Annotated in this window: 17 protein-coding genes; 8 read left to right on the top strand and 9 right to left on the bottom strand. The window is 66.8% G+C overall.

Going from position 1 to position 21,462, the window contains the following annotated elements:
- Positions 1 to 10 precede the first annotated feature (10 nt).
- Positions 11 to 883 (top strand): LysR substrate-binding domain-containing protein, encoded by an 873-nt coding sequence (locus C4F17_RS32635; protein ID WP_106938472.1) that lies wholly within the window; start codon positions 11 to 13, stop codon positions 881 to 883.
- A gap of 15 nt (positions 884 to 898) precedes the next feature.
- On the opposite strand, the gene C4F17_RS32630 is transcribed toward C4F17_RS32635, so the two are convergent.
- Complete coding sequence (locus C4F17_RS32630) at positions 899 to 1,786, bottom strand: LysR substrate-binding domain-containing protein (protein ID WP_106938471.1); 888 nt, start codon at positions 1,784 to 1,786, stop codon at positions 899 to 901.
- A gap of 127 nt (positions 1,787 to 1,913) precedes the next feature.
- Between C4F17_RS32630 and phnD the strand changes: the two genes are divergently transcribed.
- The 4 genes from phnD to C4F17_RS32610 all read left to right on the top strand — a co-directional run bounded on the left by phnD (position 1,914) and on the right by C4F17_RS32610 (position 6,475).
- Positions 1,914 to 2,783 (top strand): phosphonate ABC transporter substrate-binding protein, encoded by an 870-nt coding sequence (gene phnD / locus C4F17_RS32625; RefSeq protein ID WP_106938470.1) that lies wholly within the window; start codon positions 1,914 to 1,916, stop codon positions 2,781 to 2,783.
- The gene (gene phnC, locus C4F17_RS32620; protein WP_106938469.1) at positions 2,780 to 3,592 is read left to right on the top strand and encodes a phosphonate ABC transporter ATP-binding protein; all 813 of its coding nucleotides are present in this window, start codon (positions 2,780 to 2,782) and stop codon (positions 3,590 to 3,592) included. The genes phnD and phnC overlap by 4 nt, the downstream gene beginning before the upstream one ends.
- Positions 3,589 to 4,413, top strand: a complete 825-nt coding sequence (phnE, locus tag C4F17_RS32615; protein ID WP_106938468.1) for a phosphonate ABC transporter, permease protein PhnE — start codon at positions 3,589 to 3,591, stop codon at positions 4,411 to 4,413. The genes phnC and phnE overlap by 4 nt, the downstream gene beginning before the upstream one ends.
- 253 nt (positions 4,414 to 4,666) lie before the next feature.
- Positions 4,667 to 6,475 carry an acetolactate synthase 3 catalytic subunit gene (locus C4F17_RS32610; protein WP_106938467.1) on the top strand — a complete coding sequence of 603 codons (1,809 nt, stop codon included), beginning with the start codon at positions 4,667 to 4,669 and terminating at the stop codon, positions 6,473 to 6,475.
- A 23-nt stretch (positions 6,476 to 6,498) separates the two neighbouring features.
- On the opposite strand, the gene C4F17_RS32605 is transcribed toward C4F17_RS32610, so the two are convergent.
- The 5 genes from C4F17_RS32605 to C4F17_RS32585 are packed head-to-tail and all read right to left on the bottom strand — an operon-like array spanning position 6,499 to position 11,707.
- Entirely contained in the window at positions 6,499 to 8,721 is a 2,223-nt protein-coding gene (locus C4F17_RS32605; RefSeq protein WP_106938466.1) for a putative bifunctional diguanylate cyclase/phosphodiesterase, read from the bottom strand.
- Positions 8,718 to 9,464 (bottom strand): GGDEF domain-containing protein, encoded by a 747-nt coding sequence (locus C4F17_RS32600; RefSeq protein ID WP_106938465.1) that lies wholly within the window; start codon positions 9,462 to 9,464, stop codon positions 8,718 to 8,720. The genes C4F17_RS32605 and C4F17_RS32600 overlap by 4 nt, the downstream gene beginning before the upstream one ends.
- On the bottom strand, positions 9,465 to 9,854 hold the full coding sequence (locus C4F17_RS32595; protein WP_106938464.1) for a DUF1987 domain-containing protein: 390 nt from the start codon (positions 9,852 to 9,854) through the stop codon (positions 9,465 to 9,467).
- A gap of 34 nt (positions 9,855 to 9,888) precedes the next feature.
- The gene (locus tag C4F17_RS32590) at positions 9,889 to 10,461 is read right to left on the bottom strand and encodes a SiaB family protein kinase (RefSeq protein ID WP_081267779.1); all 573 of its coding nucleotides are present in this window, start codon (positions 10,459 to 10,461) and stop codon (positions 9,889 to 9,891) included.
- Between the two features lie 13 nt (positions 10,462 to 10,474).
- Complete coding sequence (locus C4F17_RS32585; protein WP_106938463.1) at positions 10,475 to 11,707, bottom strand: SpoIIE family protein phosphatase; 1,233 nt, start codon at positions 11,705 to 11,707, stop codon at positions 10,475 to 10,477.
- Between the two features lie 221 nt (positions 11,708 to 11,928).
- Here C4F17_RS32585 and C4F17_RS32580 point away from each other — a divergent pair, with 221 nt between their 5' ends.
- Positions 11,929 to 12,405 carry an Lcl C-terminal domain-containing protein gene (locus C4F17_RS32580; protein ID WP_159053809.1) on the top strand — a complete coding sequence of 159 codons (477 nt, stop codon included), beginning with the start codon at positions 11,929 to 11,931 and terminating at the stop codon, positions 12,403 to 12,405.
- A 90-nt stretch (positions 12,406 to 12,495) separates the two neighbouring features.
- On the opposite strand, the gene C4F17_RS32575 is transcribed toward C4F17_RS32580, so the two are convergent.
- Positions 12,496 to 13,659, bottom strand: a complete 1,164-nt coding sequence (locus C4F17_RS32575) for a PDDEXK nuclease domain-containing protein (RefSeq protein ID WP_106938461.1) — start codon at positions 13,657 to 13,659, stop codon at positions 12,496 to 12,498.
- A 50-nt stretch (positions 13,660 to 13,709) separates the two neighbouring features.
- A complete protein-coding gene (locus tag C4F17_RS32570) occupies positions 13,710 to 14,612 on the bottom strand; it encodes a LysR family transcriptional regulator (protein ID WP_199852013.1) in 903 nt (300 codons plus the stop codon).
- A 148-nt stretch (positions 14,613 to 14,760) separates the two neighbouring features.
- Here C4F17_RS32570 and C4F17_RS32565 point away from each other — a divergent pair, with 148 nt between their 5' ends.
- Both C4F17_RS32565 and C4F17_RS32560 read left to right on the top strand, forming a co-directional pair.
- Positions 14,761 to 16,197, top strand: coding sequence for an aldehyde dehydrogenase family protein (locus C4F17_RS32565; RefSeq protein ID WP_106938459.1), 1,437 nt, complete (start codon positions 14,761 to 14,763; stop codon positions 16,195 to 16,197).
- Positions 16,198 to 16,284: 87 nt separating this feature from the next.
- The gene (locus C4F17_RS32560) at positions 16,285 to 17,004 is read left to right on the top strand and encodes an MgtC/SapB family protein (protein ID WP_106938551.1); all 720 of its coding nucleotides are present in this window, start codon (positions 16,285 to 16,287) and stop codon (positions 17,002 to 17,004) included.
- 9 nt (positions 17,005 to 17,013) lie between these two features.
- Here the strand turns inward: C4F17_RS32560 and C4F17_RS32555 are convergent, their stop codons facing one another.
- Positions 17,014 to 21,453, bottom strand: coding sequence for a DEAD/DEAH box helicase (locus C4F17_RS32555; protein ID WP_106938458.1), 4,440 nt, complete (start codon positions 21,451 to 21,453; stop codon positions 17,014 to 17,016).
- Positions 21,454 to 21,462 lie beyond the last annotated feature (9 nt).

Below are 21,462 nucleotides of genomic sequence, written 5' to 3'. Positions count from 1 at the left end.
AGACGTTGCAGTGACGCTCAACCAGATACGCGCATTCATCGCAGTCGCGCACGACGGCGGCTTCACCGCCGCCGCGCGCACGCTGGGCATGAGCCACAGCACGCTCAATTCGCAGATCCAGATGCTGGAGCGCGAATATGGGGCCGAACTGTTCTATCGCCGCGGCCGGCGCGTGGAGTTGTCCGCGCTGGGGCTGGAGATGCTGCCCCTGGCCAGGCGGATGATCGCGCTCGAAGGCGATATGAGCTCGCTGATGGACGAAAGCGGCAAGCTGCACCGCGGGTCGCTGAAAGTGGGAGCGGTGGGCCCCTTTCATGTCACCGAGATGATCGAGGCCTATCACGCGCTCCATCCCCGCATCAAGCTCTCCGTCACGCTCGGAAATTCCGAGTTCGTGCTGAGCGCGCTCGACAAATACGTGAGCGATGTGGCGGTGGTGGCGAGCTGGCTTCCTGACGAGCGCTACCACATACAGCTTTATGCGCGCTACCCGGTGATCGTGTTCGTGCATGTCGACCATCCGTTCGCGAGGCGCGAATCCATCACGCTGAAAGAGCTGTCGGGGCAACCAATGCTGATGCGCGAGCCGGGCTCGACCACCCGCAAGGCGCTCGAAGAGGCGCTCGCCAGGCAGCGCGTGGCCGTTCAGATCGCGATGGAGATCGGGAGTCGCGAAGCGCTACGCGAAGCGGTCGCCAGGGGCCTGGGCGTCGGCACGGTTTCGCAGTCCGAATACGTGCCCGATCCGCGCCTGAGGCCCGTGCGCATAGAGGGCGATGTCGTCTCCACGCACATCCATGTGTGCTGCCTGCGCGAGCGACGGGACAGCCGTCTCATCTCGTCGTTCTTCGAGGCCATCGAGGCCCGCCCGCTGCGCGGCTGATGCTGCCTTGCCGGGTCATGGCTTCGTATCGAACACGCCCTTGCGAAGCTTGAGCGCCACGTCGAAGAAGGACGCCAGCACACGGCTTTCGCGCCGGATCTGGAGGCAGTAGAGATAGGTCTGCGTCACGGCAGGATCGCCCTCGATGCGGACGATACGCAGGCGAGCGTCGGGAATGAACTCCGCTTCGGAGACTGCACCGATGCCGATGCCGCGCGCGGCCGCCTCCCGGATCGCCTCGCGGCTTCCGATTTCCATGGCGAGCTTCGGCCGGATACCCGCGCGCTGAAGCACCTCGTCGAGCACGCGCCGGGTGCTCGATCCACTCTCTCGCTGCAGCAGCGGTTGCCCATGCAGCTCTTCCAGCCGGATCTGGCCGCGGTTGGCGAACGGATGCTCGTGATGAACGAACAGTATCAGCGCATGCCGCGCATACGGCGTCGCACTGAAGCCCGGAGTTTCGTGGAACCGGGCAAGCACGCCGATGTCGACCGCGTATTCCTCGAGGTCCTTGAACACGGAGGCCGAATTGCCCATGCGGATCGAAACATCGAGGCGCGGATAGCGCTTGCGGTAGGCATCGACCATCTCGATCACATGGAAGGGGCCGACCGCTCCGAGCTTGAGCTCGCCGGACTGCAGGTCGCCGCTGTCGTGCAGCAGGTTGTAGGAATCCAGCTCCAGCGACGCGATCTGGCGCGCAATGGGAAGAAGGCGCTCGCCGACATCCGTCAGCTCGATGCGGTGGCCCTGCCGATGAAAGAGCACCACGTTGTGCTGGCGCTCCAGGGCCTGTACCTGGGTGGTCAGCGTCGGTTGGCTCAAGCCCACGGCGCGCGCCGCCGCACTGAAGCTTCCATGCTGGGCCACGGCGAGAAAGGCGCGGAGTCTGGCTGCGGACATCCATAGATTGTGTCGATAGAACCATGACAAATCCGTGATTGATTTGATATGCGGGTGTCATACGGCGTTCTTAGCCTTGAGGTATTCCCGAGCAACCTCCCATTCCCATACACGAGTCCCAATCATCATGAAAACCCTCTTTCGCCTGCGCCGCCGCCTGATTGCCCTGGTACTTTCCGCAGGCGCCGCCGTGCCCGCCCTGGCCGTGCAGCCGCTCACCATCGGCCTGATCCCCGCCGAAGACTCGCAGGCCATGATAGAGAGCAGCCGGCAGGTCCTCGACAGCCTCCAGCAGCAGCTGGGCATGCCGGTCAAGCCCTTCGTGGCGACCGACTACAACGGCGTCATCGAAGCGCTGCGGTCGAAGAAGCTCGACGTGGCCTACCTCGGCCCGTTCTCGTATGTGCTGGCCAACCAGGTCGCGGACGTGGAAGCCTTCGCGGTTGCGGTCACCAAGAAGACCGGCCAGAGCTCCTACAAGAGCGTGATCATCACGCGCAAGGACAGCGGCATCGCCAAGACCGCCGACCTGAAGGGCCGCACCTTCGCCTTCGTCGACCCGACCTCCGCGTCCGGCCACCTGTTCCCCAAGTCGGGCCTGCTGCAGGCCGGCTACGACCCCGAGACCTTCTTCGGCCGCGTCATCTTCTCGGGCTCGCACGACGCGAGCATCCTGGCCGTGGCCAACAAGAAGGTCGATGCCGCATCCGTGGCGGACCGCATCCTCGCCAGCGCCATCGCCAAGGGCCAGGTGAAGCAGGACGAGCTCGAGATCGTCTGGTCGTCGAATCCGATTCCCGAATCGCCGATGGTCTGGCGCAAGGATCTCGATCCGGCACTGAAGGCGAAGATCGCCAAGGCCCTGGCCAACGTCAAGGACTTGCCATGGGGCGACCAGGGCGTGCTCAACGGCTTCCAGCCGACCAACGATGCGGCCTACAACGTGGTTCGCGACACCGCCAAGGTGCTCAAGCTGGACCTGCGGAGCATGAAGTGATCCGCATCCGGCAACTCACCAAGCGGTATGGCGACAACGCCGTGCTGCGCGGTGTGGATCTGGACGCCGCCGCGGGCGAATTCGTGGTGGTTCTCGGCGAATCGGGTGCCGGCAAGTCGACGCTTCTGCGATGCGTGAACCGGTTGGCCGTGGCAGATGGTGGCGAACTGAAGGTCGACGGCATGGATGCGGTGAAGTGCGCGGACACGCGCGCGCTGCGCCAGCGCGTCGCGATGATCTTCCAGCACCACAACGTGGTGCCTCGGCTGAGCGCATTGAAGAATGTGCTGACCGGCCGCCTTGGCGCCGTGTCGACCCTTGCTTCGATCATGCACTTCTTCAGCCGCGCGGACATCGATCTGGCGCACGAATGCCTGGGCCGTGTGGGCCTGGCGCACAAGGCGCACGAGCGGACCGATTCGTTGTCGGGCGGGCAGATGCAGCGCGTGGGCATTGCCCGTGCGCTCGCGCAGCGCCCCCGGCTGATCCTTGCGGACGAGCCCGTCGCAAGCCTCGACCCGCAGACCTCGCGCAAGGTGCTGCAGTACCTGCACGACGCCTCGCGCGACCTGGGCATCACCGTGCTGTGCAACCTGCACCAGGTCGACTACGCGCGCGAGTTCGCCGACCGCATCGTCGGGCTCGCGCAAGGCCGCGTCGTGTTCGACGGCACACCCGAGGCTATGGGGCAGGACGACATCGATCGCATCTACATGCCGCAACCCGCGCTCGACAGGAAGGACGCGGCCAGCCCCCTCGCGCTGTCGATGCCGCTGATGGCAAGCACCGGAACAGGAACAGGAACATGAAGAACCCGTCTACCCAATACGCCTGGACCGGGCCGCGCCCCGAGGGAGGTCGAAGCTGGTTCAACCTGCTCGTCGGTCTTTGTGTCGTCGGCTGGGCGCTGCAATGGAGCGCCAGCGGCGCCCAGCTCAGCTGGTCGGAGCTTGCCGCGGGCCTGCCGCAGATCATCGATTTCCTGGGCCGGACGCTGCCGCCCGACACGCACATCCTTGGCCGGTTGCTCGCTCCCGCGCTCGAAACCGTGCAGATCGCCGTCTGGGGAACCTTGCTGGCCGTGCTGCCCGCCATTCCTCTTTCGTTCCTGGCCGCGAGAAACCTCCAGAGCAACCGATGGGTGTACCAGAGCACCCGACAGGCATTGAACGTGGTGCGCAGCATCAACGAGCTGATCCTGGCGCTGGTGTTTGTCTCCGCCGTCGGCCTCGGACCGTTCCCCGGCGTGCTGGCGCTGGCGCTTCACGGTGCTGGCATGCTGGGCAAGTTCTTCGCCGATGCCATCGAGGAGATCGACCAGGGGCCGCTCGAAGCCCTGCGGGCGACCGGCGCGCGGCCGTTGCAGGTCATCGTCTTCGGCGTGGTCCCGCAGGTCGTCACCGCCTGGATCGCGGTCGTGCTCTATCGCTTCGAAGTGAACCTGCGCTCGGCGACGGTGCTGGGCATGGTGGGCGCCGGCGGACTCGGGTTCGAACTGGTGAGCAGCCTCAAGCTCTTCCGCTACCCCGAGACGGCCACCTGCATCATCGTCATCACCCTCATGGTGATCATCGCGGACACGCTTTCAAGCCAGCTGCGCCATCGCATCCAGCGCAACGGGCGGCACTGAGGGGAGCCATCCACGGTCGCGGCTTCAAGTCAGTATTCACTAAGTCTTCCGACGCAGGCTTGGCGCGAGCTCCATCGCTGCGGCCACGATACGAAGATAATCCCCGCTGCACTTCAACGGCAAACAGATCCCGGTCCGGCGCAGCAAGCATTGCGTCCATGGCCGCTGGGTCCAAGGTCCCAACACCACCTCACAAGGGTCGGGAGAAGGGGCACCCGAGGTATTTCGTCAGAGAAATTCACAAAGGTAGACCATGCAAAACTTCCCCGCCGGGCACATCCCGACAGCCGCGGCATTGCCGCGCGAAACATCCGCCGCGCCGGCTTCACACGACGCATCCAGCGAAGAGCTCACAGGCTCTGAAATCCTCATCCGATGCCTTCGGGCAGAAGGTGTCGCCTGCCTGTGGGGCTACCCCGGCGGTGCCGTTCTTCATGTGTATGACGCCCTGCACAGGCAGCAGCAGATCCAGCATGTGCTGGTCCGGCATGAGCAATCGGCCGTGCATGCGGCCGACGGCTATGCGCGTGCCACGGGCCATGTCGGCGTGGCGCTCGTCACATCCGGCCCGGGCCTGACCAATGCCGTGACCGGCATTGCGACGGCCTACATGGACTCGATCCCGATGGTCGTCATCAGCGGCCAGGTGCCGACCCGCGACATCGGGCAGGACGCGTTCCAGGAGTGCGACACGGTCGGCATCACGCGCCCGATCGTGAAGCACAACTTTCTGATCAAGGATCCGCGCGACATCGTGCAGACCATGAAGAAGGCTTTCCACATCGCGCGCAGCGGTCGTCCAGGCCCCGTGGTCGTGGACTTTCCGAAGGACGTGTCGGCAAGCAGGATCATCCATGCGGGCTACCCGCAAACGCTGGAAATGCGGTCGTACAAACCCACGTTGCAGGGACACGGCGGACAGATCCGAAAGGCGCTGCAACTGCTTCTGACCGCCAGGCGTCCCTATATCTACACAGGTGGGGGCGTGATCCTCAGCGGTGCTTGCGACGAACTGCGCACGCTGGTCGACCGGCTGGGTTTCCCGGTCACCAGCACGCTCATGGGATTGGGCGCCTACCCGGCGTCGGATCCCAAGTTTCTCGGGATGCTGGGGATGCACGGCACCTGGGAGGCCAACAACGCCATGCAGGACTGCGACGTGCTGCTGGCCATCGGGGCTCGCTTCGATGACCGGGTCATCGGCAATGTGGAGCACTTTGCGCAAGGCAAGCGCAAGATCATTCACATCGATATCGATCCCTCGAGCATTGCCAAGCGCGTGAAGGTGGACGTTCCCATCGTCGGGGACGTCAAGACCGTTCTCGTGGAAATGCTGTCGCTGCTCGATGCTTCGGACGTTCGGCCCGCGCCGCAGGACATGGCGCAATGGTGGTCGGCGATCGGGACGTGGCGCGCCCGGCATTGCCTTGACTACGATCGCGGCAACACATACGTCATCAAGCCGCAGCGCGTCATCGAGACGTTGTGCGACATCACCCGCAATGAAGATGTCTACATCGCATCGGATGTCGGGCAGCACCAGATGTGGGCCGCGCAGTACTTCCGCTTCGAGAAGCCGCGGCGCTGGATCAATTCAGGTGGGCTTGGCACCATGGGGGTGAGCATCCCCTTCGCGATGGGGGTGAAGATGGGCAGGCCCGACAGCGAGGTCTATTGCATCGTCGGCGACGGATCGGTGCAGATGAGCACCAAGGAGCTGTCGACCTGCCTGCAGTACGACACGCCGATCAAGATCGTTCTTCTGAACAACCGCTATCTCGGGATGGTCCGGCAACAGCAGCAGATCAGCCATGAGGGCCGATACAGCCAAAGCTATCTCGACGCCTTGCCCGACTTCGTGAAGCTCGCGCAAGCCTACGGCCATGTCGGCATGCTGATCGAACGCCCGGCCGATATCGAAGCTGCGCTGCGAGAAGCCCGGGCCATGCGCGACCGTACCGTGCTTCTCGATTTCCGCATCGATCCGACGGAGAACGTTTTCCCCGTGGTGGAGGTCGGCAAGGGCATCAACGAGATGTTGCTGGGAAGCGAAGACCTCTGAGCAGGAAGGCGCCTTGCCGACCATCAGCAAGCTGCCGGGCAGGGGGTTTTCTCTGCCCGCTCCTGCAGCCAGCAGGACAAAGCCTCCTTGTCCATGGGCGCTGCGATGTAGTAGCCCTGGCCTTCGTTGCAGTCCATGGCCAGCAGCGCCTGCCAGGCCGCGGCGTCCTCGATGCCTTCGGCCAGCACGTGCAGGCCGAGCTTGCGGCCCAGTTGCACGACCATCTCCGCGATGCGCGCGCCCTGGGTCTCGCTGAGCTGGCGTACGAAAGTGCCGTCGATCTTGATGCGGTCCAGCGGCAGCCGCTCCAGGTAACTCAACGACGAATAGCCGGTGCCGAAGTCGTCGATGGCGATGGAGATGCCTTGGGCGCGCAAGGCGGTGAGGGTGGATTCGAGCAGTTGCGTGGGCAGCGCAGCCACCGATTCGGTGATCTCCAGTTCCAAGTGATGGCCCTGGAGCCGGCTGTGCGCCAGCGCCGCGCACACGCTCTCGAAGAAGCTGGGGTCCTGCAACTGAACGGTCGAGACGTTGACGGCCATGCGCAGCGGCGCGCGCCCCGCGTCCAGCAGCTCGCGCATGGTCATGCAGGCCGTGGACAACACCCATTGCCCGAGCGCCACGATCAGCCCCGAGTGCTCGGCCACCGGAATGAACCGGTCCGGCGGCACCAGATTGCCGTCCTCGGCGCGCCAGCGCAGCAGTGCCTCCAGGCCGACCAGCGCGCAGGTGCCCAGGTCGATCTGCGGCTGATAGACCAGGAACAGCTGCCGGTTGTCGATCGCGGCACGCAGGTTGGACAGCAACAAGGCGCGGGCGCGCGCCTCGGTGCCCATGTGGCCGGAGTACTGCAGGTGCTGGCCGCGGTGGTCCCGTTTGGCCCGCTTCAGCGCGATGGTGGCGTCCTTGACCAGGTCGACGCCGGCCTGCGCATCTTCCGGAAGCAATACGTAGCCGCAGGTCAGCGAGACCTTGTGCGGCACGCCGTCGACCGCCAGCGGCTGGCGCACGCATTCCAGCAGTTGCGGCGGCGACACCTGGCCCACCGGGCCGAGCACGCCGAACGTGTCGGCGCCCAGGCGGGCCAGCATGATGCCGGCCGGCAACGCGTCGGCCAGGCGCCGGGCCACGGTCTCCAGCAGGCGGTCGCCGAATCGGTGGCCCATGACATCGTTGGTGGCGCTGAAATCGTCGATGTCGACCAGCGCCAGGATGTGGTCCCGCCTGCCTTGCCGTGCACAGGCGTCGACCTCCTCGACGAAGTGGGTGCGGTTGGGCAGGCGCACGAGGGGATCGTAGTAGGCATATTCATGCAGCCGCTCCAGCAGTCCCCGGCTGTGCAGCAGCGTGCTGAGGTTGACGCAGAAGACGTCCAGCAGTTGCCGGTCGATGGTGCCGCGCACCCCGGTCGTGTCGATGAAGACGGCCATGTCCTGCTCGTCCTTGCGTCCGATGTGCAGGGCCACCCCGCCTTCCTCGCCGTAGACATTGCAGCCGAGCGCCAGCGCGCGGCGCAGCAGGTGCAGGCCGGACAACTCGGGCAGCTGCGGCACCGCATCCAGCGGCAGATCGACAAGGCCTGAGAACCGGCCAGCCGCCGCCATCACGCGGTACGGACTGCCCTGCTGCATGCCCGGTGCACAGACCAGGCCGTCGCCGGCCGCGCCCAGCAGCGCGGCGAGCTGCGTGATGATGCTGCGGGCAAACGCGCGCAGGTCGGTCTCCTCCAGCAAGGAGGCGCTGGAGCGCACGATGAGTTCGAGGCTGCGGCTGTTGGCCTCGATGGCGCACAGCTGCTTGTAGGAACGCACGGCCGTGACGACCATGGCCAGCAGGCGGTCCTGGGTGAGTTCAGCCTTGGTCCGGTAGTCGTTGATGTCGTAGCGCAGCAGCGTGTCCAGCGCCGGCACATGGCCGGGGCCGCCTGTGCGCAGCACGATGCGTGTGTTGCGCAGGCCGGCCGTGTGGCGGATGAAGTCGACCAGGTCCAGGCCGGCTTTCGTGCTTTCGGTCACCACGTCCAGGATCACAACGGCCAGGTCGTGCTCGCGCAGCACCAGCGCGCGTGCCTCCTCGCCGGAATACGCATGCACGAACACCAATGGCCGCTCGAACAGCGTGAGGCCCTGCAGCGCGGCGCGCGCTGCGGCATGCACATCGGCGTCCTGGTCCACCACGAGCACGCGCCAGTCGGGCGTCCGGCGCTTTGCGTGGGCCGGCCGCCCCGGCTCAGCCGCGCGCCTCATGCGGGCTGCACATGCACGTGGCCGGATGCGAGCGCGACCTGGTTGCGGCCGCCGCGCTTGGCAACGTACAAGGCTTCGTCGGCCAGCCCGTAGGCGATGTCGAAGTTGCTGCCGCGCGGAAGCCAGCAAACGCCGAAGCTGGCCGTGACGCCGCTGCCGTCGGGCAAGTCGAAGGCGTACGCCTCGATGGCGCTTCGCAGCGCTTGTGCGAGCTGCCCGCAGGTATCGCCGCACTGCCCTGGCAGCACTACGGTGAACTCCTCGCCGCCGACACGGCCGATGTGCGCAGTCGCGGGCACCTGCGCCTGCAGACAGGTCACCACGGCCTGGATGACCCGGTCTCCGGCAGGATGGCCGAAGCTGTCGTTGATGCGCTTGAAGTGGTCGATGTCCAGCACGATCAGCGCGATGTCGCCGTCCGCGAAATGGCTGTTCACGAGCTCGATGACGGCCGCCCGGTTGAGCACGCCGGTCAGGGGGTCGTGCGTGGCGCGGTATTCGAGTTCGGCGGCCAGATCCTGCAGGCGCAGGTTCAGCTGATTCATCTCGAGCTCGGCGCGATCGCTGCGCCGCACCAGCCGGCGCGTTTCGCGCAGGAGCCGCTCGTAGGCGGTGAGCAGTTCGCCCAACGCCCGGTGGCAGGGTGCGGGCTGCGTCGCGGCACAAGTGTCGTAGGCCGCGCGCGCGGCCTGCAGCGCCCGGCTCTCGGCATCGAACAGGTCCGGTGGTGCGGCGGCGTCCATTCAGCTCGACTTCACGGGATGGCTCGCGAAATCGATCGCGGGGAAGTCTTCGCTGAGCTCCTGGCCGAATTCGAGGATGGTGTCGTCGTCCTCGTCGTGGTACCAGTTCAGGGTGACGCGGTTGCCGGCCTCCACGGCGTCGTTGAGCGCCGCGATCAGGTTGAACAGCATCTTGGTGCTGGAACTGTTGAAGTAGGCCAATGCGATATTGACCTCGATCTGGGTGCCGCTCTGCTGGGCCAGGTAGTCCTTGAGCCGCGAGATCACCTCGCCGTAGAAGGCGGCTGCGTTCTCGGGGTAGGACTCGCCTCGCAGGCTGAGTGTCCGAGTGTCGAACTTGAAGTCCACCTGGGGTGAACTGGGCGTCGGGGCGATGTAGAGGTTTTCCATCTGTAATCTCGATTCGTTGCCGGGCTTGGGCGTGTCAGATCGCCGCCTTCAGGTAGAACACCGGGGCGCCGCCGTCGCTGTCCGCGGCGTCGAAATCGAACTCCAGCGGTTCGCGGGCGTCGCGAGCGACCGTGAGAAGCCCCATGCCCGCGCCTTTGCTGCCTTCGGGCGTTTCCTCGCGCAGCGTCTGGCGGTAGGCCTGCTTGATCTCTTCCAGCGTCATGCTGCGCAGGGTTTCCAGTTTCGCGCGCAGCGCATCGGCGATCTCGGGCTCCACGGGATTGGCGCACAGCAGCAGGAAGCCGCCATCGCTTTCGCGGCGGATGCAGACCGAGCCGTGGCGCAGCTCGCCGCTGTGCGTGCTCGCTGCGGTGAGCGTGTCGGCAGAGTAGTGAATGATGTTCTGCGCCATTTCCACGAACGACGAGAACAGCCTCCGCCGGGTCGGGCCGGCGACGCCGGCCACCTCGAGCTGCAGCTTCACGGCGTCGGACATGGCGGCCACGATGTGCTGGGAGAAGTAGCCGACGTAATAGAAGATGACCTGGTGTTGGCGCGCCACGTTGAAGAAGGAGCCGTACTTGTCGGCGATCTGAGGGAAGGGCATGGGTGATTCCGTGTCAGGTGCGGAAGCAGAAAAATGTCAGGTCGTCGCGGCGATGGTGCTCGCCCTGCCAGGCCTGCAGGGCGTCCAGCACGGCCTGGTTGACTTGCGCGGCCGTGCGCCCGCGTTGCTCGAGCAGCAGTTCGCGCACACGCCGTTTGCCCAGCGCGATGGCGCGGGGACCACCGACCTGGTCGATCAGCCCGTCGGTGCTGACGAAGACGAGGCTGCCCGGGGGCAACAGCAGTTCCTGGTTGCTCCAGCTGAAGTCGAACTCGGTGTCCATGTAGCCCACGCCCTTGCGCCGTCCTTCGACCAGCTCCACGGCATCGGCATCGGGACGCAGCAGGAACAGCGACAGCCGTGCGCCGGCGAACACCAGGCGGCCTTGCGCGGGTTCGAACCAGAAACATGCGGCGTCCATGCCGTCGTCCGAGCCGGGCGTCGCGTCCTGCCCGTCCATCTGGCCCAGCATATGTTTGATACTGCGATTCACGTTGCCCAGCAGCCGGGCGGGGTCACGCGGGCCGTGCTGCTCGATGGCGCGGTTCAGGTTGGTGGAGGCGATCAGCGTCATGAAGGCGCCGGGAACGCCGTGCCCCGTGCAGTCGGCCACGGTGGCGAACCAGCCGTCCGGCGCGGTGCTGAACTGGTAGAAATCGCCGCCGACCACGTCGCGCGGCTCCCACACCAGGTGCGCCTGCGGGCACGCGCGTGCCAAGGCATCGAGCGAGCTGCGCAAGGTGGAGCGCTGGATCACGCTGGCGTATTCGATGCTGTGCATGATCTGGCGGTTGCGCGACACCTGCAGGTCCGCCACCAGGCGCATGAGCTGCAGGCCATTGCCCACACCGGCGAATTCGCCTTCGCGCGTGATGATGAAGCCGTCGGACAGGGCCTTCTCGCCGTGCGCCACGGTCTTGAGGGTCAGCGCTTCCAGGTCCAGCGCCGCATCGACGATCAGCGGGTCCTTGTCCATGAAGGCGATGCAACTCTTGCGGCCGTACAGTTCCACGCGAAACGGCTTGCTCATCTGCGAGAGAAAGATGTTCCGGTTGATCAGGCCGATCGGCTGGTTTCCCTCCACCACCGGCAGGCTGACGAGGTCGCGGTGCCGGTTGAAGACTTCCAGCACTTTCTCGTTCGTTTCCTCGGTCGTCATGCACGGCACTTCCGTGCAGAGATCCGCCGCACTGGGCTGGCGAAAACGCGGCCGGAAATCGCTCAAATACTCGGAGGTTTCGGGCATGGAAACGGCGCCTGCTGATATATGTGTACTTATGTTATGTTTTTAACGTTTCGTATCCATGACAAACGAATGACGGCTATTGCCGATGGAGGATTTGAGTGCGCAATGCGAAGGCTTGGTCGCCGAGGGGGGCCGTGGTTGCCTTGATGGCGTTGTGTCTGCTGGTCGGCTGCAACGAGCAGCCTGCTTCATCTTCACCCGGTCCGACGACAGCGGCAGTCGTGACCGATGCCACCACCGGGTTGCGATGGCTGCGATGCGCCGTGGGCCAGACCTTGAAGGAAGAACGCTGCGTGGGCAACGCAGAGGCACTGGGTCTCATGGATGCCCAGGCGCGCGTTCAGGCGCTCAATGCCCAGGGCCACGAAGGCATCGACCAGTGGCGGCTGCCGACCATCACGGAACTGGCAGCCCTGCGGCGGTGCGACCATGGCCTGGTGGAAGAGAGCTTCACGCTTGCACTGGGCCCTGAGCAGGCCCCCGTGACCTTGCCCCGATGGTGCGCAGGCGAGACCCGCATCCCCACGATCGACACGGCGCGCTTTCCCGACACGCCAGCCGTCAAGTTCTGGTCGGGCTCCGGCAGCGAAGCCGAGCAGCACTTCTATGCCGTGAACTTCGGCAACGCATGGATCGGCCTCAACGAGGACGCCGAATCCACCCACGCCGTGCGGCCCGTGGCCGACCAGGCGCGCTGATCGGCCTCCGCGGCCGCTCACGTGCCGGAAAGGCTCGGGGCGTACACCCGCCTGCTGCGCCCGCGTGCATGGGTGCCTGCGTCGGCCGAACTATCTGGAACTCCGCTCCCGCGAAGCCAGCCCGGGATAGCTGGCCCGCACCACCTCCTGCAGCTGGCGCGGGGAGGGCAGCTTGCCCTTCATCTCCGCCGGCAGCCGGCCCTGGAGGTGGTACTCGGCCACGCCGATCGGGTTCGACTTGCTCTTGAGCGCGAACTCCACCTCGAGGTTGTCCTTCTCGGCGCACAGGATGATCCCGATGGACGGTGCATCGTCCGGCGCACGCTCCTTCTCATTGAGAAGGTTGAGATAGAAGTCCATCTTGCCGGCGAATTCCGGCTCGAAGGCACCTATCTTCAATTCGATGGCCACCAGCGCCTTGAGAAAGCGATGGTAGAAGAGCAGGTCGATGAAGTACTCCTTGCGCCCGAGCGTGAGGCGGTACTGGCGCCCGACGAAGCAGAAGCCGTAGCCCAGCTCGAGGATGAAGTCGCGCAGCCTGTCGATCAGGTGATCTTCCAGCTCGCGCTCCCTGATCTCTCGCCGGATGCCGAGAAATTCCAGGTTGTAGCTGCTCTTGAGGGCTTCCTCAGCCTGCTCGGCAAGGTGCTCTGGCAGCGCCAGCGCGAAGTTGTGCGCCTTGCCCTCGGCCAGCGACCGTTCGTAGGCCTGCGCCTTGATCTGGTTGAGCAGCACGTTGCGGCTCCAGCCGAAGCGCGCGGTGGCCTTGAGGTAGAAAAGCCGCTGGCCGGCGTCGTCGAGCTTGGACAGCAGGTTGACATGATGGCCCCAGGGCACGGCCTCCACCATGTCTCGCACAGCCTGTGCGAGTTGCCGATCGCCGGTCACCACAAGCGCCTTGGACGCCCGCGGGCGCTTGGCATCGCGCTCGTTTTCTCGCACAAGCTGTGCGAGAAATTCCGGCGCGGTGTAGAGCGCGTGGAACTGCCGCATGCGCCAGAGGCTCGCCGCCGAAAAACCGGCCGTCCCGGGAAAGAAGGTCTTGAGATCGCGCGCCAGCCGGTCGACCACCGCGTCGCCCCATCCGCGGCGCGCCTGCTGCTCATGAATGGCCTGCCCGATGTCCCAGTACAGCGCCACCAGTTCGCGGTTGACGGCCCGCGCGGCCGACAGCCGCGCGCCATCGATGCGCTGTTTCAGGTCCTCGACGAAGCAGGCGTAGTCGAACGGGGTGGGGGCAGTGGTGGTGGGCACCAGGGGAATATAGTGCCTTGCGTCCGGCGGCTTGCTGGCAGTGGCGACCTTCAGTTCGCGGCCAGGCGCAGCTCATGGATCAGGTCGATGAGCGCCCGCAGCCGCGCGGGCACGAAGCGACGGCCTGGGTAGTAGAGCCTCAGGCCACCGAAAGGCAGGCACCACGGAACCAGCAGAGGCTTCAGCGCGCCGGACGCGAGTTCTTCCTCGATGAACCATTCGGAGATGAAGCCGATGCCCAGGCCGAGCAGCACCGCCTGCTTGATGGCTGGCATCTCGTTGAGCGCCAGGCGCACGGGCAGGTCCATCTGCAGCTTCTGGCCGTTTCGCTCCAGCTCCCAGTGATAAATGCCGCCGTGCGACATGCGCATGCCGATGCTCTGGTGCTTGAGCAGGTCGCGCGGATGCCTGGGTGTTCCGTGGCGCGCCAGGTACGCCGGCGTTGCCACCACGAGCATGCGTATGTCGCGCGAGAGCGCGACCGCGATCATGTCCTGCGGCACGGACTCGGCCAGGCGGATGCCCGCATCGAAGCCACCGGCCACGATGTCGACCATGCGCGACTCGCTCAAGATGTCGATCCGCACCTGCGGATAGCGTTGCGCGTACGTGCTGAAGAGAGGCTCCAGCAGCAGAAAAGCGGCCCCTTGCGGCGCATTGATCCGCAGCGTGCCGCTGGGAACGCCCGAGCCGGTGCCGGCCTCTTCACCCGCGCTGCGGATCTCGGCAAGCGCCGGCGCGATGCGCTCCACATAGCGCTGGCCGGCATCGGTGAGTGCCACGCTGCGCGTAGAACGGTTGAAAAGGCGCACCTTCAGCCGCGCTTCCAGCCCGGCCACGGCGCTGCTCACTGCAGTGGTCGACATGCCGAGTTCCAGCGCCGCCGCGCGAAAGCTGTTGCGGCGTGCCACGGCCAGCACCACTTCGAGCTCGGTCATTCCTGTGCGATGCATGAATTGTCCTGATTATCCGGATATGCCATCCACGAAAAGGCGGCTTATCAGAACAATAAACCATTCCTAGACTTCCATGTCACCGCGGATTCGGGCCCCCGTTCCTTCCCCGGCGCCGAAGGCCGCGAGTCATTTCCAAGGAGTCACCATGCACCGCATTGAACGCATCTACATCGACGGCGAATTCGTCGCACCGCACGGCCAGGAATGGTTCGATCTTCACAATCCGAGCACCGAGGAAGTCATCGGCCGGGTGCTGCTTGGCAATGCGCACGATGCAAGGCGCGCAATCGCGGCTGCCAAGGCCGCGTTCCCCGCCTGGTCGCGCACCACGCGCGAGGAACGCGTGGCGGCGCTCAAGCGCATGCACCGGGCCGTCGTCGCACGCGAAGACCGGTTGATGGAAGCCATCCTGGAGGAATACGGCGCGCCTTCGGTGCGCGGGCGCTGGATGGCGACCTATCCGGCCGCCGTCATCGAGCAGGCCGTCGAAGTGCTGGAATCCTTCGCGTTCGAGGAGCAGGCGGGAACTGCGCGGGTGATCCAGACGCCCGTGGGCGTCGCTGGCCTGATCACTCCCTGGAACAGCAATGCGGGCTTCATCTGCAACAAGCTCGCCACGGCGCTTGCGGCAGGCTGCACCGTCGTCATCAAGCCCAGCGAGATGAGCGCGCTGCAAACGCAGGTCATTGCCGAGGCGCTGCATGACGCCGGCCTGCCTCCCGGCGTGTTCAACATCGTCAATGGCCGTGGCGATGTCGTCGGCGAGGAAATCGCACGCCATCCCGACATTGCCAAGATATCGTTCACCGGATCGTCCGCCGTCGGCGAGCATTTAGTGACCGCCGGTGCGGCCACGATGAAGCGCGTGACGCTGGAATTGGGCGGCAAGTCGCCCACGGTGGTGCTGGAGGACGCCGACTTCGCGGGCGTCATGCCTCTCGTGCTCCAGGCAGGCTTCGCCAACAGCGGACAAGCCTGCATCGCGGGGACGCGCATTCTCGTGCCGCGGGCGCGGCTGGCCGAGTTCGAGCAGATCGCAAGGGAAGCGGTGTCGCACATCAAGTCGGGCGACCCGAGCAAAGCCGACACCGACATCGGCCCCATGGTGAGCGCAAAGCAATGGGAGCGCGTGCAGAGCTACATCCGCCTTGGCCAAGCCGAAGGCGCGAAGCTGCTCGCCGGCGGTGAAGGGCGGCCCGAGGGACTGCACAGAGGCTGGTTCGTGAAGCCGACGATCTTCACCGGCGCAACCAACCAGATGCGCATTGCACGCGAGGAAATCTTCGGCCCCGTGCTGACCGTGATCCCCTATGAAGACGAGGCCGACGCCATTGCCATCGCCAACGACACGCGCTACGGACTGAGCGCCCTCGTCCTCGGCAAGGACTCCGCGCGCTGCGAACGGGTGGCGCGGCAGATCGATGCGGGCCGGGTCCTCGTCAACACGCTGTCCCATGAGCCGCGCGCGCCGTTCGGCGGCTTCAAGCACTCGGGGCTCGGGCGCGAGATGGGGCGATGGGGAGTGAACGCCTATCTGGAGCCCAAGACGCTGCTGATGGACGCGGGGGTATCCCGGCGTTGACGGACCGCAGCTTTCGCGGCGCACTCTGACGGCCGATGAAGCGGCATTCCGATGCACCAGGTGCATGGCCGCCCGCACAGTTGTGCCATGCAAACCTCTGTCCTTATCCCCCATGGTGAAACGCTGCTGCGTCTTCTCGTCGCTGCTGCCCTAGGCAGCCTCGTCGGTCTGGAGCGCGAACGATTGCTTTGGGCCGCGGGCATCCGTACGCACATGCTCGTGAGTGTCGGCGCCTGTCTGTTCATGCTGGTATCGGCATACGGCTTTGCGGACAGCCTGCGCGGCGAGCATGTGGTGCTCGACCCTTCGCGCGCTGCCGCCCAGGTGGTGTCGGGCATCGGCTTCCTGGGCGCGGGCGCGATCCTGGCGCGTGGAGAGATCGTGCGTGGGCTCACTACGGCAGCCAGCATCTGGACGGTGGCCGCGATCGGACTCGCGGTGGGCGGCGGGCTCTACTTTCCGGCCGCTGCCTCGACGGTGATCATCCTCGTGATCCTGGCGGGGATCAAACCGCTCGAAGAGGCCTATCGTGCCCGCAGCCAGAGCTGCCGCCTGGGCGTGGTCGCGGACCACGGCGCGGTAAGCCCCGAGACGCTGGAGCGCGGCCTGGGCATCCAGCCTGCGCGGCTGCGGCGCTTCCTGGTGGCGGTGCAGCCGGGCGGTCAGATGGACGACATCACGGTTCAGCTGGTGCGCGTGTCATCGGCCGACATCGACCGCTTCGTGCTGCGCCTGCAGCAGCAGCCTGGCGTGCGCTCCGTCGAGGTCATGACCCGTGGCGGCGGCCATGGCACCGAGGTCAACTGAGCCTGCGGATCACCCAGGCTGCAGCGTAGCCAGCTCCGAGAACCGCAGCGGCGCGTCCAGCGACAACGCGCGCAGGGCGGACTGCTTCTGCGCGGCATCGAGCGCCACCAGCATCGTGACTTCCCCGGCCACGCTGGTGGCGACCGGCACGCCGTCGAGGTACACCACGCGCGATCCCGCCACGCGGGGCACCTTCGGCCCGGGCACCAGCGTGCCCAGCAGGTTGGCCGGGTCGCTGGCCGCCAGCGCGACCAGCTCGCCAGTGTCCGGCTGGCGGCGCACCTGCCGCATCGACGCGATGGCTTCAGGCAACGCGAACTGCTCGCCCGATACACCGGCGATGAAGCGCCCGCCGCGGATCTCGCCGCGCGCTTCCAGCCGCCGGCACACGCGCACCAGATCGCGCCACGGCGCAAGCCATGCAGCCTCGCGCTCCAGCAGGCGCCAGCAGATCACGCCATAGCGGCGCAGCAGCACGCGCACGACCTGCTCGATGGCCTCCGCGGAACCGGTCGGCAAGGTTTCAGCGGCGGGCGGGCGCACCAGCGTCCATCGGCCCGCATCCTCGATGCCGAAGAGCGGCGCGCGACGGCGCCGCCGTGTGTCGGCCGACGCACGCTTCGACGCCGGCACCAGCAAGGCGCGCAGGCCGGCGTAGCTGTCGCAGCGCACACGGCCCTTGGCGACCAGTTCGGCCAGCGCCTCCTCGATCTCGACCGGCAGCAGCCGGGTACCGGCCGCGATCTCGTCGAAGAAGCAGGCACCGTGCTGCGCAAGGTGCGCGGCCACGCGCGCGGCCCGCGAGCCCAGGTGTTCGTCATCGGCCGGCGCGGGTGCCAGCGTGGTCCACAACGCGGCGCTGCGACGCGGCAGCAGCACGACCGGCGTGGCGCGCAGCGACAGACTGCCCGCACCCTTGCGGCTCTCCGTGGCGTTGGGCCGCAGCCGTGTCCACAACACCCGTCCGGCGGTGCACAGGTCGTCGAGCCATGCGCCGGCGTAATCGGCCACGCGCGCGGGAAGCAGTTCGGCCTCCCACAGCGGCGCAGGCGCCTCGTAGCCTTCGAGCTGCGAGAGGATGCCCGAGAGCGCCTCCGGACCGCGCACCCGCGCGGACGCGCCGATGTGCTGCCACTCGAAGAGAAAGCGCACGAAGTCGCGCGGCTCCACCGGTTCGATTTCGCGGCGCAGGCGCTTGAGCGTGTAGCGGTGGATGCGCGCCAGAAGATGCCGCTCGCACCACTCGAGGGCCGTCGTGCCCGGTGTGAAACGGCCCTGCAACACGCTCCCCTCGGCTTGCAGCGCTAGCAGCGCACCTTCGATATCGGCAGGCTGCAGGAACAACGGTCGGGCCAACTGTTCTACCTTCACCGGCCCAAGGCCGCCGAGGCGCGAACGCAGCAGCTCGCGCAAGGCGGCATCGCGGTCCGGCGGTTGTTCGCCATCGGCGGGCGGGGTGATGGCTGGTTGCAGCGGTGCATCGGGCGCCACGGCCTGCAGCAGCCGCAGCCGTTCGGCCGTCACCCACAGCCCGCGCGCGGCACGCCCCTTGCCTTCGCACAGCAGGCGCGTGGCGCGGCCTGCCTTGGCGAGCGTCGAGAGCCAGAGCTTCCAGTCCGCCTGCCGGGCCACTTCGTCGTCGCCCACCGCGCCGAGCATGCCCAGCGCCTCATGCATCTCGTCGGCGTTGCGCGGTTGCGGCCATGCTTCCTCGCGCACGCTGGCGATGGCATCGGCGTCGAGCTGGCCGACATCGTCGGCGCTTTCGGGGTCGCTGTAGCGGCGGTTTTGCACGGCTTGCGTACGGCGCTCCTCCAGCGGGGCGTCGTCGAGAAAGGCATAGGGACGCGCGCTCAACGCTTCCATCGCAAGCGGCGAGGGTGCCGGCAAGTCGCGCGCAATCATCTTCACCTCGCCCGACTCCATCCGGCGCAGCAACGCAAGCCAGCCGTCGGCATCCATCGCGTCGTGCAGGCAGTCGTCGAGGGTCTGCGCGACCAGCGGATGCGCGGGCACTTCGCGCTCGCCGACGATGTTCTCCGCGCATGCGACCTGGTCCGGGAACACGGCCGCCAGGAGGTCTTCGGAGCGCATGCGCTGCAGCTGCGGCGCCACCTTGCGCCCGCCGCTGAAGCGCGGCAGCGCCAGCGCCGTGGTCGCGTTCCAGCGCCAGCGCACGTTGAACAGCGGCGCGTCGAGCAATGCCTGTACCAGCACGTGCAGCGCCGAGGCCGAATGCAGATAGCGCGCGACCTCGTCGAGCGGAAAGCTGTGGCTGGCGGACAGCGACAGCACGATGGCGTCTTCCGTGGCCGCGGCCTGCAGCTCGAAGTTGAAGGTGCGGCAAAAGCGCTTGCGCAACGCCAGACCCCACGCACGGTTGAGCCGGCTGCCGAAAGGCGAATGAATCACCAGCTGCATGCCGCCCGAGGCGTCGAAGAAACGTTCCATGACCAGCGTGCGTTGCGTCGGCAGCGCGCCGAGCACCGCGTATGCATGCGCCAGGTGTTCGACGATCTGGCGCGCCGCTTCTGCGTCGAGGCCGAGGGTCTGCGTCAGCAGTCGCATGGCGCTGTCGCGGCCGCCGACTTCCAGGGCCCGCGCCACCTCCTCTCGCAGGCGCGACACACCGGACGACAGCTCGTCGCTGCGCCCCGGTGCCTCGCCGAGCCAGAACGGAATGTTGGGCGCAACCCCGTGCGCGTCCTCCACCCGCACGCGCCCCGGCTCGATCTTCAGGATGCGGTAGCTGGTGTTGCCGAGCTGGAACACGTCGCCCGCCAGGCTCTCGATCGCGAAGTCCTCGTTGACCGTGCCGATCTTGTCGGCCTGCGGCTCCAGCACCACCGTGTAGTCGCCGGTCTCCGGAATCGTGCCGCCGGAAGTCAGCGCGGTCATGCGCGCACCCTTGCGTTCGCGAAGCAGGTGGTTCACCGCGTCACGGTGCACATGGCCGGCACGCTGGCCCTGGCGCGTGGTGAAGCCTTCGCTCACCATGCACACCACCTGCATGTAGCTCTCGCGCGTGAGCCGCGCGTAAGGCCAGGCGCGGCGTACCAGCGCGAAGAGCGCGTCCTCGTCCCACTCGCGGCAAGCGGTCTCGGCGACGATCTGCTGGGCCAGCACGTCCAGCGGCGCAGGCAGTATGCGCAAGGCGTCGAGCTCGCCACGGCGTATGCAGTCGAGCAGGGCGGCGCATTCGACCAGTTCGTCGCGCGACTGCGGGAAGAGCCGCGCCTTCGGCACCCCGCCCACCGCATGGCCCGAGCGCCCCGCGCGCTGCAGGAAGGTGGCAATGGCACGCGGCGAGCCGATCTGGCAGACCAGGTCGACGTCGCCGATGTCCAGGCCCAGCTCCAGCGAGGCCGTGGCCACCAGCACCTTCAGCGCGCCGCGCTTGAGGCGCTGCTCGGCGTCGAGCCGCGTTTCCTTCGACAGGCTGCCGTGGTGCGCGGCCACCGCTTCCTTGCCGAGAATGTCGCCCAGGTGCCGCGCTGCCCGCTCGGCCATGCGGCGCGTGTTGACGAACACCAGCGTGGTCTTGTGCAGCCACACCAGCTCGGCCACGCGCGCGTACACCTGCGTCCACTGGTCGCCGGACATGACGGCTTCCAGCGGCGTCGGCGGCAGTTCGAGCGCCAGATCGCGCTGCCTGGCATAGCCGATGTCGACGACCGCGCAGTCGGCCGTGCCGTCCGCGCACAGTGCGCCCGCGCCCACCAGGAAGCGCGCCACCTCGTCGATGGGCTTTTGCGTGGCCGACAGGCCGATGCGCACCGGTCGCGCGCCCGAATGTGCCGCGCACAGCGCCTGCAATCGCTCCAGCGACAGCGCCAGGTGACTGCCACGCTTGCTTGCGGCGACGGCATGGATCTCGTCGACGATCACGCTGCGCACCGTTGCGAGCATCCGCCGTCCGGACGCCGAACCCAGCAGCACGTAGAGCGATTCCGGCGTGGTCACCAGCACGTGCGGCGGCCGGCGCAGGTTCTGCTGGCGTTCGCGCTGCGGCGTGTCGCCGGTACGCACGGCGGTGCGGATGTCGACATCGGCCAGCCCGAGCGCCGCCAGTTCGGCGCGGATGCCCGCGAGCGGCGCTTCCAGGTTCAGGCGGATGTCGTTCGACAGCGCCTTCAGCGGCGACACGTAGACGACCGCCGTCTCGTCGGGCAGGCCGCCGGGTTCGAGGCCCCGGCGCACGAGATCGTCCAGCGCGGCGAGAAAAGCGGTCAGCGTCTTGCCGGAGCCGGTGGGTGCTGCCACCAGCGTGTCACGCCCGGCGCTGATCGCCGGCCAGGCCTCGGCCTGGGCGGGCGTGGGCCCGGGAAAGGTTCTCAGGAACCACCGGGCAACGGCGGGATGGAATGAATGCAGGGGCACGGGAAGAAAGGCTACGGCAGGCGCCCGGCGCGCAAATGCGGCAGGTCCTGGCTTAACAGATCGGGGCATGGCGCCCGA

This window comes from Variovorax sp. PMC12 (genome assembly GCF_003019815.1).
Lineage (GTDB): Bacteria > Pseudomonadota > Gammaproteobacteria > Burkholderiales > Burkholderiaceae_C > Variovorax.
Note: the sequence above shows the minus strand (reverse complement) of the source record. Positions and strands in the feature narration are given on the sequence as shown.

Excerpts from the sequence above, each read along its gene's own strand:
- phnD (WP_106938470.1), top strand. The coding sequence starts at position 1,914 with ATGAAAACCCTCTTTCGCCTGCGCCGCCGCCTGATTGCCCTGGTACTT.
- C4F17_RS32605 (WP_106938466.1), bottom strand. The coding sequence starts at position 8,721 with ATGAGGCGCGCGGCTGAGCCGGGGCGGCCGGCCCACGCAAAGCGCCGG.
- C4F17_RS32600 (WP_106938465.1), bottom strand. The coding sequence starts at position 9,464 with ATGGACGCCGCCGCACCACCGGACCTGTTCGATGCCGAGAGCCGGGCG.
- C4F17_RS32570 (WP_199852013.1), bottom strand. The coding sequence starts at position 14,612 with ATGCATCGCACAGGAATGACCGAGCTCGAAGTGGTGCTGGCCGTGGCA.
- C4F17_RS32595 (WP_106938464.1), bottom strand. The coding sequence starts at position 9,854 with ATGGAAAACCTCTACATCGCCCCGACGCCCAGTTCACCCCAGGTGGAC.
- phnE (WP_106938468.1), top strand. The coding sequence starts at position 3,589 with ATGAAGAACCCGTCTACCCAATACGCCTGGACCGGGCCGCGCCCCGAG.
- C4F17_RS32565 (WP_106938459.1), top strand. The coding sequence starts at position 14,761 with ATGCACCGCATTGAACGCATCTACATCGACGGCGAATTCGTCGCACCG.
- C4F17_RS32555 (WP_106938458.1), bottom strand. The coding sequence starts at position 21,453 with ATGCCCCGATCTGTTAAGCCAGGACCTGCCGCATTTGCGCGCCGGGCG.
- C4F17_RS32560 (WP_106938551.1), top strand. The coding sequence starts at position 16,285 with ATGCAAACCTCTGTCCTTATCCCCCATGGTGAAACGCTGCTGCGTCTT.
- C4F17_RS32610 (WP_106938467.1), top strand. The coding sequence starts at position 4,667 with ATGCAAAACTTCCCCGCCGGGCACATCCCGACAGCCGCGGCATTGCCG.
- C4F17_RS32590 (WP_081267779.1), bottom strand. The coding sequence starts at position 10,461 with ATGCCCTTCCCTCAGATCGCCGACAAGTACGGCTCCTTCTTCAACGTG.
- C4F17_RS32585 (WP_106938463.1), bottom strand. The coding sequence starts at position 11,707 with ATGCCCGAAACCTCCGAGTATTTGAGCGATTTCCGGCCGCGTTTTCGC.
- C4F17_RS32630 (WP_106938471.1), bottom strand. The coding sequence starts at position 1,786 with ATGTCCGCAGCCAGACTCCGCGCCTTTCTCGCCGTGGCCCAGCATGGA.